This is a genomic window from Sphingomonas sp., from assembly GCF_035317925.1.
In the GTDB taxonomy this organism is placed as follows: Bacteria; Pseudomonadota; Alphaproteobacteria; order Sphingomonadales; family Sphingomonadaceae; genus Sphingomonas_I.
This window is the reverse complement of sequence record NZ_DATHFV010000164.1, coordinates 1-17,527: the sequence shown is the minus strand read 5'-3', so window position 1 is coordinate 17,527 and position 17,527 is coordinate 1. Positions and strand designations below refer to the sequence as shown.

At 65.5% G+C, this 17,527-nt stretch carries 13 protein-coding genes; 3 read left to right on the top strand and 10 right to left on the bottom strand.

Going from position 1 to position 17,527, the window contains the following annotated elements; all coding sequences use genetic code 11:
• The 5 genes from dnaE to VK533_RS12185 form a co-directional block, all read right to left on the bottom strand.
• Positions 1 to 1,511, bottom strand: a 1,511-nt coding sequence (gene dnaE, locus VK533_RS12205; protein WP_324378014.1) for a DNA polymerase III subunit alpha, incomplete at its 3' end; no start/stop codon positions are given.
• Between the two features lie 59 nt (positions 1,512 to 1,570).
• A complete protein-coding gene (locus tag VK533_RS12200; protein WP_324378012.1) occupies positions 1,571 to 2,239 on the bottom strand; it encodes a hypothetical protein in 669 nt (222 codons plus the stop codon).
• Positions 2,240 to 2,291: 52 nt separating this feature from the next.
• Positions 2,292 to 2,711, bottom strand: a complete 420-nt coding sequence (locus VK533_RS12195) for a TadE family protein (protein ID WP_324378010.1) — start codon at positions 2,709 to 2,711, stop codon at positions 2,292 to 2,294.
• Positions 2,708 to 3,217, bottom strand: a complete 510-nt coding sequence (locus VK533_RS12190; RefSeq protein WP_324378008.1) for a TadE/TadG family type IV pilus assembly protein — start codon at positions 3,215 to 3,217, stop codon at positions 2,708 to 2,710. Before VK533_RS12190 ends, VK533_RS12195 begins: the two co-directional genes overlap by 4 nt.
• Entirely contained in the window at positions 3,214 to 5,256 is a 2,043-nt protein-coding gene (locus tag VK533_RS12185; RefSeq protein WP_324378006.1) for a beta strand repeat-containing protein, read from the bottom strand. Before VK533_RS12185 ends, VK533_RS12190 begins: the two co-directional genes overlap by 4 nt.
• A gap of 197 nt (positions 5,257 to 5,453) precedes the next feature.
• Here VK533_RS12185 and VK533_RS12180 point away from each other — a divergent pair, with 197 nt between their 5' ends.
• The 3 genes from VK533_RS12180 to VK533_RS12170 are packed head-to-tail and all read left to right on the top strand — an operon-like array spanning position 5,454 to position 8,607.
• Positions 5,454 to 7,301, top strand: a complete 1,848-nt coding sequence (locus tag VK533_RS12180) for a TadE/TadG family type IV pilus assembly protein (RefSeq protein WP_324378004.1) — start codon at positions 5,454 to 5,456, stop codon at positions 7,299 to 7,301.
• Positions 7,298 to 7,888 (top strand): TadE family protein, encoded by a 591-nt coding sequence (locus VK533_RS12175; RefSeq protein ID WP_324378002.1) that lies wholly within the window; start codon positions 7,298 to 7,300, stop codon positions 7,886 to 7,888. The genes VK533_RS12180 and VK533_RS12175 overlap by 4 nt, the downstream gene beginning before the upstream one ends.
• Positions 7,885 to 8,607: a hypothetical protein gene (locus tag VK533_RS12170; RefSeq protein WP_324378000.1), complete on the top strand. Its 723-nt coding sequence runs from the start codon at positions 7,885 to 7,887 to the stop codon at positions 8,605 to 8,607. The genes VK533_RS12175 and VK533_RS12170 overlap by 4 nt, the downstream gene beginning before the upstream one ends.
• Positions 8,608 to 8,611: 4 nt before the next feature.
• Here the strand turns inward: VK533_RS12170 and VK533_RS12165 are convergent, their stop codons facing one another.
• The 5 genes from VK533_RS12165 to topA all read right to left on the bottom strand — a co-directional run.
• Positions 8,612 to 9,283 (bottom strand): ABC transporter ATP-binding protein, encoded by a 672-nt coding sequence (locus VK533_RS12165; protein ID WP_324377998.1) that lies wholly within the window; start codon positions 9,281 to 9,283, stop codon positions 8,612 to 8,614.
• Complete coding sequence (locus VK533_RS12160) at positions 9,276 to 10,520, bottom strand: lipoprotein-releasing ABC transporter permease subunit (protein WP_324377996.1); 1,245 nt, start codon at positions 10,518 to 10,520, stop codon at positions 9,276 to 9,278. Before VK533_RS12160 ends, VK533_RS12165 begins: the two co-directional genes overlap by 8 nt.
• On the bottom strand, positions 10,517 to 11,833 hold the full coding sequence (gene proS, locus VK533_RS12155; RefSeq protein ID WP_324377994.1) for a proline--tRNA ligase: 1,317 nt from the start codon (positions 11,831 to 11,833) through the stop codon (positions 10,517 to 10,519). The genes VK533_RS12160 and proS overlap by 4 nt, the downstream gene beginning before the upstream one ends.
• 64 nt (positions 11,834 to 11,897) lie before the next feature.
• Entirely contained in the window at positions 11,898 to 15,197 is a 3,300-nt protein-coding gene (locus tag VK533_RS12150; RefSeq protein ID WP_324377992.1) for a glycosyltransferase family 9 protein, read from the bottom strand.
• 7 nt (positions 15,198 to 15,204) lie between these two features.
• On the bottom strand, positions 15,205 to 17,527 hold a 2,323-nt coding region (topA, locus tag VK533_RS12145), incomplete at its 5' end, for a type I DNA topoisomerase (protein WP_324377990.1).

Genomic DNA, 17,527 nt, shown 5'->3' with positions numbered 1-17,527 from the left:
GCGCGCTGCAGGATGGTGAGCGTGGTGAGGCCGAGGAAGTCGAACTTCACCAGCCCCGCCTGCTCGACATGCTTCATCGAATACTGCGTGACCAGGAAGTCCGAGCGCGGATCGCGGTACAGCGGCACCAGCTTGGTCAGCTTGTCGACCTGGCCGTAAGGCATTTCGAGCACACGCCCGACGTCGCGCAACACACCGCGCGCCTGCAGCGTGCCGAACGTGATGATCTGGCCGACCTGCGCGCGTCCGTAGCGTTGCTGGACGTAGTCGATCACCTCGCCGCGCCGCTCCTGGCAGAAGTCGATGTCGAAGTCCGGCATCGACACGCGTTCCGGATTGAGGAAGCGTTCGAACAGCAGGCCCAATTGGAGCGGATCGAGATCGGTGATGGTGAGCGACCAGGCGACGACCGAGCCCGCGCCCGAACCACGACCGGGGCCGACCGGAATCCCCTGCTCCTTCGCCCATTTGATGAAATCGGCGACGATCAGGAAGTAACCGGGGAAGCCCATCTGGACGATGACGTCGACTTCGAAGGTGAGGCGCTCGCGATAGGGCGCGCGCTCGGCTTCGGGGGTGCCGAGCTTGTCGAGCCGCGCTTCGAGGCCGCCGGCGGCGTCGCGGCGGAGCATCTCCGCTTCGGCATCGCGATCGCCGGCGAGGCTGGGCAGGATCGGCTTGCGCGACGGGGCCGCGACCGCGCAGCGCTGCGCGACGACGAGGCTGTTGGCGATCGCCTCGGGCAGATCGGCGAACAAAGCCTGCATCGCCTCGGCGGGCTTGATCCACGAATCGGGCGAGGAGTGCGGACGATCCTGAACCTCGAGATAGGAGGAGGAAGCGATGCACAGCATCGCGTCGTGCGCCGCGTGGAAATCGGGTTCGGCGAAGCAGGCGGGATTGGTCGCGACCAGAGGCAGATCGCGCGCATAGGCCAGATCGATCAGCGCGCCCTCGGCCGCCTCCTCCACGGAATCGTTGCGGCGGGCGAGCTCGATATAGAGGCGGCCGGGAAAGACGCCTTCCAACCGGCTGAGATAGCGCTCGGCCGCGTCCTGCTGACCTTCGGCGAGCAAGCGGGCAAGCGCGCCCTCCCCGCTTCCGGTGAGCGCGATCAGGCCTTCGCTGCGGCCGATCAGCGCGTCGAACGGGACGTGCGGGTCTTCGTGCGGCGGCCGGTCGAGATGGGCGGCGGACACGAGCGCGCACAGATTGTCATAGCCGGTCTCGTCCTGCGCGTAGAGCGGCAGCCAATCGAGCACCGGCGGCTTGCCCTCCGCTCCGCCCGGCCGCGCGACTCCGAGCAAGGCGCCGATGATCGGCTGCACGCCCGCTTTCTTGGCGGCTTCGCTGAACGCCATCGCGCCATAAAGCCCGTTGCGATCGGTGATCGCGGCCGCCGGAAAGCCCAAGGCGCGCGCGCGCGTCGCGATCTCCTTGGGATCGATCGCGCCTTCCAGCATGGTGTAAGCCGAAAAGATGCGCAGCGGCACGAAGAGGTTGGCGGCCATCGGATCAATCTAGGCACCGGGCCGCGCGAACGAAAGCGCCCCGTGCATCCTATCCACAGCTAAGATTGCTTGCCGCGCCTTTTTTCGCCGAGCAGCCGCCGACGCTCCTTGATCGCGAGCGCGCGCAGCCGCGCCGACTGGCCCTCGTCGTGCAAGCGGCGCGCGAAGGCGAAGCTCGCGCCCGCGATCACCGCGAGTGTGCCGATCTCGATCAGATTGTTCACGTGGACGTGGGGAATCCCCACGTCATGGTGAAGCAACTGGTCGACGTCGTGGAGCGAAATGGTGCGGATCACGGTGAAGAGGGCGAGCAAAGCCGCGCCCACCAGCGCGATCAACACCGAAGCTTCGGCGCGGCGGAAGCTGAACAGCGCGATCAGCAGCCCGATCGTCCCGAATATGCCGATCACCGCGATCAGGCCGATCTGAAGGCCGCTGCGTTCCTCATAGACGCCGTCCTGGTGCAACGCGCTACGCGTCATCTGGGCCGCGAGCGCCTGCAGATCGAGTTGCCGTGTCAGCCCGAGCAGCAACAATAATACCGCCAGCACGATCCAGAAGCGACGCCGCGATTGCGCCTGCGCAACCTGACGCACGCCGGTTGCGGCCAACGTGGCGCTTTTGCGGGCGTTGGCGGCGCATAGCCAGGCGGCGACGAGATAGACGAGGAAGGTCGCCCAGCCGTCCAGGCTGGGATCGCCAACGATGGATGATAGCCCCCCGATCATATCGCGGGCCCGGAGATATCAGGCGTCGGCGGCTTCGGCCAGTGGAACGCCGTCAGCTCATCTGGGGAAAACAGGCGACCGAGGTCAGCGTCGACGGCGCGATCGCTTGCGGCAGCAACGTCATCGCGCCCTTCTTCCAGGGGATGCTGATCGTCGCCTTGGTCATGTTGGCGACATTGTTGCAACTGGTGCCGATCAGGATCGTGACGTCGGTCGTGGCCACTTGCAGATTATTGTGGTTGAGTCCTCGGCTGACCGCCCAGGTCTGGGCGCTGCTCGCGTCGGTGCAGCCGGCCGCCTTGATCGCCGCGCAGCGCGCGGTCGAGGCGGCGAGATCGTTCAGCGACTGGCGGGCGAAGACCATCCGCCCGCCGTCGAGAATCAGGAACAGGAACATCAGGAAGGTCGGCGCGACCAGCGCGAATTCGACCGCGGCGCCACCGCGCCGGTTCCGGAGCAAGCTGCGCATCATGACAGGCGCACCACCGCTTGCTGCTGGATCGTCTTGCCGTTCAAATAGCGATCGGGGACGATCACCGGTTGGTACGTTCTGGTCGCGCGGATCACGAGGTAATAACCGGGCAAGGCGCCGTCGGCGCAAATCGACACATTGTTCGTCGTGGTGGGATCGGTGAAGGTCGGCCAGCCGCCCGACGTCGCCGGCGCGGCGATGCATTTGGCGGTGGCGGTGCTTGAGCAGGAAATGCCATTGCACTGATAGGTCATGGTCGGCGCACCGCCCGCGACCGCAGCGACATAATTGCCGAGCGTGGTCGTATCGATGGTGCTCGACGCGCGGTTGTCGAAGGCGAGCACGGCGCCCTGCTCGACCGCGTTGCCGAGCCGCAGATTCTGCTGCGCGTAGACGCCGAAATCGAGGCCCACCATCAGGATGCCGAACAGGAACAAGGACGCGAACGCGAATTCGATCGTCGCGGTGCCTTTTTGGTGGCGGAGCAAGGCGTCCAGGCGGATCACTGAATCAGCGCGACCGAAGTGTTGGTGGTCAGCGTGGGCGCGGTGCAATTGGTATCGCGCAGCATCGCGCTGCCGGTGATCCCCACCGTCTTCGCGATCAGCGCGAAGCAGGTCGGCGCCGCGACCGATCCCGCGCCGGTGATGCTCAGATCCGAATTGGGCAGGTAGAAGATGCCGCCCAAGGTGTTCGACGAGCTGCCGTCGATCGTGCTGGCCGAGGTCGTCTTGCTGGCGAAGGCGATGCCGACGATCCCGCCATTGGTCGCGCTGTCGGCGGCCGGGGCGGTCAGCGTCAGGCTCGACGCGCCTCCGGTGTAGAAGCTGCCGGCGGCGATGATGGTCACGCTGTTCGCGGTGACGCCCATGCTCGCACTTTTGTAGAAATTGCCGTTGATCGTGTAGCGGCCCGCCCCCATCGTGCCGCCGCCGTTGATCGTCAGATTGCCGTCGATCGCATGTTGGCCGGCCCCGAAGCTGATCTGGCTGCTGCCGCCGGTGACGATATTGCCATCCGCGCTGAGATCACCGCTTCCCATGTAGAAAGTGGAACTGCCGCTGACGTTCATCGCATTGCCGTCATTCGCCGCGCCGAGCGTCAGATCGCCATTTCCCATCGTCAGCGTGCTCGAACCGTTGACATAGACGCCGCCGGTGCCGCTGAAATCGCCCGTGCCGAAGGTCAAGGTCGGGCCGACCAGGTCGATGCTGTAGCCGTTGCTGTCCTTGCCCACGACATAATTGCCGTTGCCGAAGGTGGCGGTCGCCGAGCCCTCGACATAGATGCTGCCGTTGGCGGTCAGATCGCCCGCGCCGACCGTCAGCGAACTGCTGCCGCCGACGTCGATCGTGCCGCCGATCGCATGCGTGCCGGCGCCGATCGTCAGCGACGACGAGCCGCCGATCGTGAGCCCGCCCGCGATGAAGACGTTGCCCGACCCGATCTTGTTGCCCGAACCGCTATAGCTGACCGCGCCGCCGACATAGAGGCTGGCGATATTCCCGAAGGTCGGGCTGCTGGCCCACCCTGTGCTGTACGGACTGCGCAGATTGTAGCTTGTCTGCGTGCCGTTGAGTGTCGCCCCATTGGCGCTGAACGTGCCGTAGACGTTGACCACCGACACGCCGGTGAAGGTAACGGTCATGCCGCTCGGCAGGGTGAAGTTGTTGATAGCGTACGTGCCCTGGTTGCAGGTGAAGGCCTGACCGGAAATCGTGCAATTCGTCTTCACCGGATCGTTGGCGGCGAGCGCATTGTAGGCCCCCTGGTTGGCGGGGAAGCTCCAGTTGGTGGAGCTGGCCGATATCGTGGGGGCGGTCGGCATCGCGACTGTCGTGGGCGTGGTCGTGACCCCGAGCTGGACGAAGGCCGCGCTTAGCGCGCTGCTGCTGGCGAGCGGATCGGTCGCGTTCGATCCGATCGCCTTGGTGCCGTTGATGACGCTGCTGCCGCTGGCGGTGATACTGGGGCCGGTAATGGTGGAGGCGGTGAGGTTCGAGCTGCCCTCGACCGACACCGCGCTGTTGCTGGTTACCGCGCAGCCGGTGGTGTTGAGCGTCGACGCACCCTGGATGCGGACGCCGAAGCTGGCGGTCTTGCTGAGCGACAGCACGCAGGCAGGGCTGGTATTGCCGCTGAGCGACGCGACCGCGGTGGTGCTGACGTCATAGCTCGCCGCACGCGTGATCATCGACGCCAGCCGGATCGGGACCGTGGTGGTGATCTGAACCTGGACGCCGCTGACCCCGCCGACCGTGACCGGCAGTGTGACGGTGGCCGAACTGGCCGGGAGCCCGCTCGCCGCGACGATATCCTTCGCGGTCTGGGTCGCCTGGCTGACCGAGTTATTCGCCTGATAGGACATGGCGGCGCCCAGCGCGGCCATGTCGGAAACGCGCTGGTTGCGGACCTTGGCATAATAGCCGTTGCCGACTTCGACGGCGAGGCCAGACATGCCCATCACGGCGGTCAGCGCGAACGCCGCCAGCACCATGATCGATCCGCTCTCGGCGCCAAACAGACGCTTTAACACCCCACACATAGCCGGGGGCCATAGCCCGGAGGTGTGAAGATTGAGTCCGCAAGGCGGGGTTAACGGATGTTTAGAAGATGGATCCGATTTGGCCCTTTCAGGCCGCGCCGCCGCATCTAAGCCTAATATCTAAGTTACGGTAATCGCTTGTTTACCTCATCCGGTTACACTCTGCGCTGTTCTTCAAGAGTATCAGCAGCGTCGACATGAGTAAGAAACGGGCCATCGCGGAGACCCTGGGTTTCCTGAGCCGGTTACGGCGAGACGTGCGCGGCAATACGCTCGCGCTGATGGCGGCCATGCTGATTCCGCTGGCCGCTTTGTCCGGGTCGGCCGTGGACCTCGGCCGAACATATTCCGTCAAAACGCGGCTGCAACAGGCGTGCGACGCGGGCGTGCTCGCGGGCCGCAAGATGATGACGGATACGTCCGGCACCACGCTCGACGCGGACGCCACCGCCGCGGCCCAGACCTTCTTCTCCAACAATTTCAAGACCGGCTGGTTCAGGACGACCGGCCTGACCTTCACCCCGTCCAAGACCGGCGACAGCCAGGTTTCCGGCACGGCGTCGGTGAGCGTGCCGATGACGGTCATGACGATGTTCGGCATGAGCGCGCGCACCGTCTCCGTCACCTGCGAGGCGCGCTACGACGTAGCCGACGCGGACATCATGTTTGTGCTCGACACGACGGGGTCGATGGCGTGCACGACCTCCGACGATCCGTGCAACGCCCCCGTCAAGACTTATACGCGCTCCGACGGCACAACCGCTTATTATACGGTCGAGGAAAGCGGATCGAAGATTGGGGGGCTGCGCACCGCGGTGCTGAGCTTCTACGACACGCTCGCGGCGACGGCCGATTCGACCACGCACATACGCTATGGCTTCGTCACCTACACCTCCACGGTGAATGTCGGCTATCTGCTGCCGCAGGCGGATCTGGTGAAGACCTGGAACTATCAGTCGCGCAAGTGGACCGGTAACGACGTAAACAACGGCAACACCACCACGCAGACCTATTCCAACGTCGCGACCTCGGCGGACTGCACCGCAAAGCTGGGACGACAGCCCGCCACCGGTTACGACGGCTCGGGTCAGGCGCAGAACAATATCTCGGTCAACAGCTATACCGGCAGCACGCAGAAGTGCGTTATTAAAGTCCAGCCGCTGTTGCCGGAATATAAATACGATCAATATTCGCTCGACGTTTCGCAATTCATCACGGGCGCGAGCGTGACTGATCCCACCCGGGTCGTGCCATCGACATCGAAGTGGCAGGGTTGCATCGAGGAACGCGACACGACGACCGGAAGCACGTTCAACACCGATAGCCTGCCCGCCGATCTGGATCCCGATCTCGTCCCTACTTCGGACGCTACACGCTGGCGCCCGATGTGGGAGGACGCCGAATATTATCGGCCGAGCACGTCCTCCTCTACCCACGGCGGAGACGTGGTCAGCGGCAGCTCGGTCGCAAACTATTCCAGCTACGGCATTTCGGGCGGAAACCAGCAAACCGCATATTACACATGCGGCAAGCCGGCGCAGCGACTGGCGACGATGACGCGCGACGATGTCTCGAATTATGTCAACGCCAGCGATTTCAAGGTTATCGGCGGCACCTATCATGACACGGGCATGATCTGGGGCACGCGCCTGATCTCGCCCAACGGCATCTTCGCGTCGGACACGGCGGCATGGCCGGGCCGTCAGGCGCCGAACCGCTTCATCGTCTTCATGACCGACGGCCAGATGAACACCAATCCGAACATCTACGGCCTGTACGGGATGGAAGCGCTGGATAAGCGCGCGTCGGGCAGCAGTCCGTCAAACGATACCGCCAACCACAACGCCCGCTTCCTGGCGGAATGCGCGGCCGCCAAGGCGCGTAACATCACGGTGTTCGTGGTCGGTTTCGGGCAGACGCTGAACAGCCAGCTCAAGACCTGCGCGTCACCGGGTCAGGCTTATTATGCCAGCGACAATGCCGCGCTGAAAACGGCGTTCCAGAAGATCGCGCAACAGGTCGCGATGCTGCGGATATCGAAATGACCGGGCGCCTGTGCGCGCTTGTTCGCGACCAGCGTGGCGGCCCCGCCACCGAATTCGCGATCGTGCTGCCGGTGGCGCTTACGCTCATCCTCGGCTTTGGCGACCTTGCCTATCAGGGCTATATGGAATCGGTGCTGACCGGCGCGGTGCAGAAAGCCGGCCGCGACAGCACGATCCAGGGCAACGCCACCCAGACCGACTCGATCGACCAGAAGGTGATCGACATCATCAAGATGATCGCGCCGAAGGCGACGTTCGTCTCGTCGCGCGAGAATTACGACAATTACAGCGAGATCGGGCCGGAGCCGTTCACCGACACCAATCATAACGGCGTGCGCGATGCGGGCGAATGCTACAGCGACGTCAACGCCAACAGCCAGTGGGATGCCGATCCCGGCACCACCGGCCAGGGCGGCGCCAACGACGTGACCCTGTACAAGATGAAGGTCACCTATCCCCGGCTGTTCCCGTTCGCGTGGTTGATCGGCTGGAGCGCCAAGGAGACGATCACGGCGGAGACGATCCTCAAGAACCAGCCTTACGCCACGCAAACCGTGACCACGTCCGTGACGATATGCAAACCGTGAGTGTCCGGAAACGACTGGCCCGGCTGGGACGCCGGTTCTGGCGCGACGCCCGCGCCGTCAGCGCGATGGAATTCGCGCTCGGCATGCCGTTGGTGCTGGCGTTCGGCGGCTATGGGATCGAGATTTGCAATCTCGCCGTAACGAATATGCGCGTCAGCCAATATGCGCTGCAACTCGCGGACAATGCGTCGCGGATCGGCGTGAATACCGGTCTTGCGACCTATCAATTGCGCGAGGGCGATATCAATGACGCGCTGCAAGGCCTGCGGCTGTTCAGCTCCAACGTGAAGCTGACCACCTATGGGCGTATCACCGTGTCCAGCCTGGAAAATGTCGAGCAGTCGTATGACGACGACAATGTCCAGCGGATCCACTGGCAACGTTGCGTCGGCCTCAAGAGCGGCGCGGGCTTCGATGCGGACTCAGCACAAGCGCCCGGCACCAGTGCGGGATCTGACGGGACTTCGTCGACGGCCGGCAAAAGCGCCCCCGACGGGATTGGCGATGCCGGCCAGAAGGTGCAGGCGCCCGACAATAGCGGCGTGATCTATGTCGAGGTCAATTATCAGTATCAACCGCTGTTCGGCACCGTGTTCGTCGCGCCGACCAAGCTCCATTATGTCGCGTCGGTGATCGTGCGCGACAAGCGCGACTTCAGCCAGATCTACAATCCGACGCCGACGGCCTCGCCGTCCACCTGCAACAAATATACGGCCTGAAGCTTCAGGCCAGCACGCCCTCGTGCAGCCGGACGACGCGATCCATTCGTTCCGCCAGTCGCTCGTTATGGGTCGCGACCAAAGCCGCCGCCCCCTCGCCCCGCACCAGCCGCAGGAATTCGCCGAGCACGCGATCCGCAGTGGCCTCGTCGAGATTGCCGGTCGGCTCGTCCGCCAGCACCAGAGCGGGGCGATTGGCGAGCGCGCGCGCGACCGCGACGCGTTGCTGCTCGCCGCCCGATAGCTGTGACGGACGGTGATCGAGCCGTTCGGACAGACCGAGCGCGTCGAGCAGGCTACGCGCACGCTCGGCGGCCGGGCCCGGCAAAGCGCCCCGGATCAATTGCGGCAGGATCACATTCTCCTCCGCGGTGAAGTCCGGGAGCAGGTGGTGGAACTGGTAGACGAAGCCGATCGCCTCGCGTCGCAGCCGCGTGCGGCCGTCGTCGTCGAGCTGGCTCGCTTCCTCGCCGGCGATGCGGATCGAACCGGAAAAGCCGCCCTCGAGCAGGCCGACCGCCTGCAGCAAGGTCGACTTGCCCGAGCCGGACGGTCCGAGCAGGCCGACAATCTCGCCCGGCGCGAGCGCCAGATCGACGCCGCGCAACACATGGATCGTGCGGTCGCCCTGGGTGAAGGCGCGGCTCAGACCCGCGACGGCGAGCGCGTCACTCATAACGCAGCACCTCGACCGGATCGGTCCGCGCCGCGCGGAAGGCCGGATAGAGCGTGAAAAGCAGCGCCAGCACCAGCGTCATGGCGATGACAAGGCCGACCTCGAACGGATCGGTGCGCGCGGGTAATTCGGTCAGAAAACGGACAGAAGGATCCCATAGATTCTGGCCGGTCAGCCGCTGGATGATGTTCACGATCCCCTGGCGATAGGTCAGGAACAGGGCCGCCAGCACGAGGCCGATCACGGTGCCGAGCACGCCGATCGACAGGCCGATCGTCACGAAGATGCGGACCAGAGCGCCGCGGGTCGCCCCCATCGTCCGGAGGATCGCGATATCGCGCGTCTTGGCACGCACCAGCATGATCAGCGACGACAGGATGTTGAAGGCCGCGACGACGATGATGATCGACAGAATGATGAACATTATCACGCGTTCGATCTCGATCGTCTCGAACAGGGAGCTGTTCTGCTGCTTCCAGTCCTGGATCACGCCCGCGCTGCGGATTTTGGGCGCAAGCGGCGCGAGGATGCGATCGACATGATCGGCATCGGTGGTCTGGAGGCGGATCATGCCGACCGCGTCGCCGAGCATCAGCAGGGCCTGCGCGTCCGCCATCGGCATTACAACATAGCTGTTGTCATAAGCGTAGACGCCGACCTCGAAGATCGCGGCCACACGATAGGACACGATGCGCGGCACGGTGCCGAAGGGCGTGGTCTGGCCATTGGGGCTGATCAGGCTGATCTGCCCGCCGATCGTGACGCCGAGCGCCAAAGCGAGCTCCGATCCGATCGCGACATTGCCCGATCCGGGGGTGACCTCCTTGATGTCGCCATGCACGACATTCCCGCCGATCTGGGCGCCGCGAATGTCCGCCATTGTCATGCCGCGCGCAAGCACGGCCTCGACCCGCCCCTGGGTCGAGGCCATCAAGGGCTGCTCGATCAAGGGCGTTGCCTCGGTCACGCCGGGGGTGGCGCGGGCTTCGGCCTGCACGCGCTGCCAGTCGTTCAAGCGCCCGTCATAGCCCTGGATCACGGCATGGCCGGTCTGGGCGGTTATCTTGTCGAACAGGTCGGCACGGAAGCCGTTCATCACGCTGGTGACGATCACGAGCGCCGCGACGCCGAGGGTTACGCCGAGCAGCGAGAAGCCGGCGACAATCGCGATGATCCCCTCGCCCTTGCCCGGCCAGAGATAGCGCCGCGCGATCGTACGTTCGTAGCGGGTGATCAACCTTTGACCTTCGCCACCGCATCCGCCGGCGAGACTTCGATCCGCTCGTCGGTGGCGCGGCGTTTCAGTTCGACGATGCCGTTGGCGAGGCCCTTGGGGCCGATCACGATCTGCCAGGGAAGGCCGATCAGATCCATCGTCGCGAATTTGGCGCCGCCGCGTTCGTCGCGGTCGTCGTACAGCACGTCGACGCCGGCGGCCTGAAGCTGGGCGTAGAGATCGTCGGCGGCTTTGGTGCAGGCTTCGTCGTCGGCGCGCATGTTGATCAGGCCGACCGCATAAGGCGCGACCGCGTCGGGCCAGACGATGCCCTTGTCGTCATGGCTCGCCTCGATGATCGCCGCCATGAGGCGCGACACGCCGACGCCATAGCTACCCATGTGCGGGACGATGTCGGCCCCGTCCTGCCCCTGGAGCTTGAGCCCCATCGCGGCCGAATATTTGGTGCCGAAATAGAAGATATGACCGACCTCGACCCCGCGCGACTGGCGCAGTTCGCCGCCCGCTTCCGCTTCGCGCGCCGCGTCGCGCTTTTCGTCGGTCGCGGCATAATCGGCGGTATAGCCGCCGACGATCGCTTTCAGCCCGTCGACATCCTCGAAATCGACGTTGGAGAGCGCGGCCGGCTTCTCCCAATTGCTATGGTAGAAGACCTCGCTCTCGCCGGTCGGCGCGAGCACGATGAATTCGTGGCTGAGATCGCCGCCGATCGGGCCGGTATCGGCCTGCATCGGGATCGCGCGCAGCCCCATCCGCGCGAACGTGTTGAGATAGGCGACGAACATGCGGTTATAGCTGTGGCGCGCACCGGCCTCGTCCAGATCGAACGAATAAGCGTCCTTCATCAGGAATTCGCGGCCGCGCATCACGCCGAAGCGCGGGCGGACCTCGTCGCGGAACTTCCACTGGATGTTGTAGAGCGTGCGCGGCAGATCGCGGTAGGAGCGCGCGGCATCGCGGAAGATCGCGGTGATCACCTCTTCCGCGGTCGGGCCGAACAGCATCTCACGGTCGTGGCGGTCCCTGATGCGCAGCATCTCGAGCCCGTAATCGTCGTAGCGGCCCGATTGCTTCCACAATTCGGCCGACTGGATCGTCGGCATGATCAATTCGATCGCGCCGGCCTTGTCCTGCTCCTCGCGCACGATCTGCGCGATCCGGGCGAGCACGCGCGTGCCGAGCGGCAGCCAGGCATAGATGCCGGCGGCGGTCTGGCGCACCAGGCCCGCGCGCAGCATCAGCTTGTGGCTGACGATCTGCGCGTCGGCGGGCGATTCCTTCATGACAGGCAGGAAATAACGGGAAAGGCGCATCGGGCTCCGCTCGGATTAAGGGCGGTCTGCGCTTAGGCGGCTGCGCCCGGGAGGGCAACGCCGGTCAGACTTTAGCCGATCGCATTCCCTCGGCTTCGGCGACGAGGCGGCCGATCGCATCGTTCCAATTGCCGTCGACACGGCTGCGGAACAGCCGGTGGCGCGGATACCAGGGGCTATCGTCGCGGTCCTGCAGCCAGCGCCAGTCGGTCCCGAAACCGGGTACGAGCAGCAGGCACGGTCTGTCGAGCGCGCCGGCAAGATGGCCGACAGCGGTATCGACCGAGACGATCAGGTCGAGCCCGGCGATGATCGCCGCGGTCTCGGCGAAATCCTTCGCTTTGCTCTTTTTCGGATCAAGTTCGACGATCCTGCCCGGCAGGCGTGCCGTCAAGCGGCGGGCGACGTCCGCCGGCAAGGAGCGCTGGCGATCGTTGAGGTGCTTGGGATTGCCGCTCGTGCACAGGCCGATCGTGAAGTCCGGGCCGGTGGTCGGCGGCACCGCCGCATAAGCCGCCGGCGGCAGGTTGGTCAGTGTGACGCCGAGCGGTTCGAGCATGTCGAACGTGGTCGTCCAGGCATCCTGCGGGCCCATCGACGCCAGTTCGGCGGCGTCGCGGACGATAATCGACGGGAAAGCGGATTGGAGAAAGCTTACCAAAGGCGCGCGCTCGAACAGGCTGATGTGGGCGCCTTGTTCGATCAGGCCTGGCAGGAAGCGCGCCAATTGCAGCGTGTCGCCCAGGCCCTGTTCGGCGAGGATCAGCAGCTTTTTGCCGGCCAGTTCCTGGCCTTCCCAGCGCGGGCCGTTGACGCCGCGCGGATAGCCGATGCCGAGATCCGCGATCTCGCGACGGGCGCGATAAAGCGGCCAGGCTTCCTTGTAGCGACCCTGCGCGAGCAGGTTGAGCGCGAGTTGGTAACGCGCGCGTTCGATCTGGTCGCCGCCGAGTGCGACCGCGCGATGCAGGACCGATTCGCCCTCCTCCAGATCGCCGATCTGGGTGAGCAGGCTGCCCAACTGGCGCATTGGGGTGGCGGCTTTCGGCTGGGCCGCGGCCGCCTTGCGGGATAAAGCCAGCGCGTCACGCCAGCGGCCGAGATGCTGTTTCGGCGCGGGCGCCTTTTGCCCCTGGGCCAAGGTCGTGGCGTGCGCGCACAGCCGGTCGATCGTATCGGCCCAGCCGCCATCCATCGCGCCCCAGAACAGGCGATGCCCAGGGTACCAGGGCGAATCGTCGCGACCGCGCATCCAGCGCCAGTCGGTCGCGAGCGAGGGCACGAGCAGCAGGCACGGCTTGCCGAGCGCGCCGGCGAGATGCGCGACCGACGTATCGACCGCTACCACCAGATCGAGCTGGGCGATCAGCGCGGCGCTGTCGGCGAAATCGCGCGCGCCGCTGATGTGCGGATCGAGGTCGATTACCTGCCCGGGCAGCTTCGCGCGCAACGCCGCCGCGTCCTCGGGCGACAGCGACCGCCACGCATCGTTGGTATGAAGCGGGTTGCCGCTGGTCTGCACGCCGATCTTGAAGCCGTCCGGCAGCGGAGGCCAGGTGCGGTCGGTGCGCAGATAGGGCGGCTGCGGCAACGCTTCGACGGTAACATGAAGTGGCTGCGCCATGTCGACCAGGGTCGTCCAGAAATCGGGCTTGCCGAGGCGTACCTCGCCATCGGCGGAGAATATCTCGATGCCGGGAAAGCTGGATTGGAACAGCGCGACCAGGCCCGGCCGGGTGAACAGGCGAATGTCCGCGCCCGATTGCTGGAGCCGCGGCAGGAACCGCATAAACTGAATTTCGTCGCCAAAGCCCTGCTCGGGCATGATGACGAGCCGCTTGCCCGCCAGATGTTCGCCCCGCCAGCGTGCACCGGGCATATTCTTCGGAAAGCCGGTTGAAAGCGACGGCACTTCGCTGCGCGCCACATAGAGCGGCCACGCCTCCGTAAAGCGCCCCTGCGCCAGCAAGGTGAGGGCAAGCCCATTGCGAAAACCGGGATATTCGGGCGCCAGCGCGAGCGCGCGGCGCTGAAATTTCTCCGCCTCCGCCAACCGGCCGACATCGCTCAGCATCGTGCCGATGATGTTGAGCGCGCCGGGGTTGTCGGGCGCCTGCCGCACCGCCTGGCGCATCAGATCGAGCGCCTCGGCATAGCGTGCCTCGTCGCGCAGCGCATTGGCGCGATACATCAGTTGCGCGAGTGCGCTGCCGCCCTTGGGGATGGGCACGGCCGCGGCCGCGGCGGCGGCGCGGGCCTTGGCATCGGCGATCAGCCGATCGACCGCCTCGTCCCAGCTGCCTTCGATCTCGCTGCGATAGAGCGTGTGGCCGGGATACCAGGGCGAATCGTCGCGCTCGGTCATCCAACGCCAGTCGGGCGAGAAACCCGGGACCAGCAGCAGGCAGGGCTTGCCGAGCGCGCCGGCGACGTGCGCGACCGAGGTATCGACGGACACGAGCAGATCGAGCTGCGCGATGATCGCGGCGGTGTCGGCCATGTCCTTGGCCCCGCTTTCATCGGGCTCGAGACTGATCACCTTGCCCGGCAGGCTCGCGCGCAGCCGTTCGGCGCATTCCTCGGGCAGCGAGCGCAATTTGTCGTTGAGATGCTTGGGATTGCCCTTGGTCTTGAGTCCGATCTTGAACCCGTCGCCCAATGACGGCCAGGTGCCGGGCACGCGCAGATAGGGTTCGCCGGGAATGGCGTCGGATTCGATCCCGAGCACGCCCGGCAGATCGTGCATCGTCGTCCAGTAATCGGGATCGGGGAATTCGATCTTGCCGTCGGCGAGCACGATCTCAGCCTTCGGGAAATTGTACCGGAACAGGCGTTCGAGCTGGCGCATCGTCAGCAGGCTGACCGCGCCCGCCTGCGCGATTATCGGCGGCAGGAACCGCGCGAACTGGATCTGGTCGCCCAAGCCCTGTTCGGGGAAGATCGTGAGCCTTTTGCCAGCCAGCGGTTCCCCATGCCAGCGGGGGAAGGGGAAATCGCGCGGAAAGCCCGTATTGAGCTCGGGCATCAGCGCCCGGATCTCGTAGAGCGGGAACCCTTCCTTGTAGCGGCCCTGCGCGAGCAAGGTGTGGGCGAGCGCGTGGATGATGATCGGTGAGGTCGGCGCGAGCGACAAGGCATGGCGCGTCGCCGCCTCGCCTTCCGCCAACCGCCCGATCTTGGCGAGCAACACGCCCAGATTATGCGCCGCCGCCGCGTTTTTGGGGTCAGCGCGAACCGCTTCGAACGACAAGGGCATGGCCTCACGCCAGCGCCCTTCGGCACGCAGCGCATTGGCTTCGCGGGTCAGCGCGCGCGAACGCTCCGTCGCGGCGGCCGCATCTTCGGCGTTCGGCGGTTCGGCCATCGCGCGGTCAGCGCTTGGCGGCCCTGCGCGCGGGCTTCTTCTTGCCCTTGGCCGGCCCCTTGGCGGCGCGTTCGACCAGCAGGGCCAGCGCCTCTTCGGCCGTGAGCGTCGCGGGATCGGTCCCCTTGGGCAAGGTCGCGTTGGTCGCGCCGTCGGTGACGTAAGGCCCGAAGCGCCCCTCCATCACCTTGACCGGCTTACCCGTCACCGGGCTGTCGCCGAGGGTGGCGATCGGTTCACGCGATGCGCTGCGAGCGCCGCCGCCCTTGGCCGCATCGGCCAGCTTCGAAACGGCGGCATTCATGCCGGTCTCGAACACTTCGGCGGTCGACTGGAGCTTCGCATATTTGCCGTCATGCGCGAGATAGGGCCCATAACGGCCGATGCTCGCGGTGATCGGCTTGCCGCTCTCGGGATGCGCGCCGATCTCGCGCGGCAGCGCGAGCAAACGCAGCGCCATCGGCAGATCGAGTTCGGGCACATCCTTGGGGATCGAGGAGCGCTTGGCGTCCTTGCCGTCACCGAGCTGAATATAGGGACCAAACCGCCCTGCCCTGCGCGTCACCATCTCGCCCGTATCGGGATCGGTGCCGAGCTCGGTCGGGCCGGTATCGTTCGCGCCCTCCTCGCCGCCGCCCTGGGCGAAGCGGCGCGTATATTTACAGTCGGGATAATTGGAGCAGGCAACGAACGCGCCATATTTGCCGCCGCGCAGCGCCAACTTGCCCGTGCCGCAACTCGGGCACAGGCGTGGATCGCTGCCGTCGCCCTTGTCGGGGAAGAGATAAGGCGCGAGGAATTCGTCGAGCGCGGCGGTGATGTCGCTCGGCTTCTGCTCCATCACTTCGGCGGTCTTGGGTTTGAAGTCCTTCCAGAAATCGGCGAGCACCTGCTGCCAGTCGGCGCGGCCGCCGGACACCTCGTCCAGCTCCTCCTCCATCCCGGCGGTGAAGTCGTAGCTTACATATTTTTCGAAGAAGCGTTCGAGGAAGCTGGTCAGCAGCCGCCCGCTCTCCTGAGGCAAGAAGCGGTTCTTCTCGAGCGTGACATACTCACGGTCCTTGAGCGTCTGGAGCGTCGCGGCGTAGGTGGACGGCCGACCGATGCCGAGCTCTTCCATCTTCTTGACGAGCGAGGCTTCCGAATAACGCGGCGGCGGCTGCGTGAAATGCTGCTCGGCGGTGACGGCCTTCTTGGCCGGGCTATCGCCTTCGCCGATGCGCGGCAGGCGCTTGGCGTCTTCGTCCTCGCTATCGTCGCGGCCTTCCTCGTAGAGCGCGAGATAGCCGGGAAACAAGACGACCTGACCGGTCGCGCGAAGGCCGGTCTGGCCGGTGCCGTCCGCCATCTCGACGGTGGTGCGTTCCAGCCGCGCCGAGGCCATCTGGCTCGCCAGCGCGCGCTTCCACACCAGTTCGTACAAGCGGGCATGGTCGCCCGAGCCGGCATGATCGCGGGTGAAATCGGTCGGGCGGATCGCCTCGTGCGCTTCCTGGGCGTTCTTCGCCTTGGTCACATATTGGCGCGGCTGATCGGGGACGTAGCCGCCGTCGTAGCGGTCGACGATCGCGTGGCGTGCGGCCGAGATGGCGCTGTGATCTATCTGCACGCCGTCGGTACGCATATACGTGATCGCGCCCTGCTCGTAGAGGTCCTGCGCCACGCGCATCGTGTGGCTGGCGGAGAAGCCGAGCTTGCGCGCCGCCTCCTGCTGCAGGGTCGAGGTGGTGAAAGGCGGCGGCGGATTGCGCGTGAGCGGCTTGGTCTCGACGCTGATGACGGAGAAGCGGCCGGCTTCGACATCCGCCTTGGCGGCATCGGCGTCACCGCCATTGCCGATCGTCAGGCGATCGATCTTGTTGCCGCGCCAGCGGACCAGGCGCGCGACGAACGGCACGCCATCCTGCTCCATGTCGGCGGCGACCGACCAATATTCCTGCGCGCGGAACAGCTCGATCTCGCGCTCGCGGTCTACCACCAGGCGCAGCGTGACCGACTGGACGCGGCCGGCCGACTTGGCGCCGGGCAATTTGCGCCACAGCACCGGCGACAGCGTGAAACCGACCAGATAATCGAGCGCGCGGCGCGCCCGATAGGCGTCGATCAGATCCTCATCCAGCGCGCGCGGATGCGCCATCGCGTCGAGCACGGCCGCCTTGGTGATGGCGTTGAAGGTGACGCGCTGGACATCGGCCGGCAGCGCCTTCTTCTTCCGCAGCACTTCCTGGACGTGCCAGGAAATCGCCTCGCCCTCGCGATCGGGATCAGTCGCCAGGATCAAGGTGTCGGCGGTCTTGGCCTCGTCGGCGATGGCCTTGAGCTGCTTGGCC

Bases quoted from the DNA above. Each gene is read 5' to 3' on its own strand.
- VK533_RS12200 (WP_324378012.1), bottom strand. From the start codon at position 2,239: ATGATCGGGGGGCTATCATCCATCGTTGGCGATCCCAGCCTGGACGGC.
- VK533_RS12195 (WP_324378010.1), bottom strand. From the start codon at position 2,711: ATGATGCGCAGCTTGCTCCGGAACCGGCGCGGTGGCGCCGCGGTCGAA.
- VK533_RS12185 (WP_324378006.1), bottom strand. From the start codon at position 5,256: ATGTGTGGGGTGTTAAAGCGTCTGTTTGGCGCCGAGAGCGGATCGATC.
- VK533_RS12180 (WP_324378004.1), top strand. From the start codon at position 5,454: ATGAGTAAGAAACGGGCCATCGCGGAGACCCTGGGTTTCCTGAGCCGG.
- VK533_RS12175 (WP_324378002.1), top strand. From the start codon at position 7,298: ATGACCGGGCGCCTGTGCGCGCTTGTTCGCGACCAGCGTGGCGGCCCC.
- VK533_RS12165 (WP_324377998.1), bottom strand. From the start codon at position 9,283: ATGAGTGACGCGCTCGCCGTCGCGGGTCTGAGCCGCGCCTTCACCCAG.
- proS (WP_324377994.1), bottom strand. From the start codon at position 11,833: ATGCGCCTTTCCCGTTATTTCCTGCCTGTCATGAAGGAATCGCCCGCC.
- VK533_RS12150 (WP_324377992.1), bottom strand. From the start codon at position 15,197: ATGGCCGAACCGCCGAACGCCGAAGATGCGGCCGCCGCGACGGAGCGT.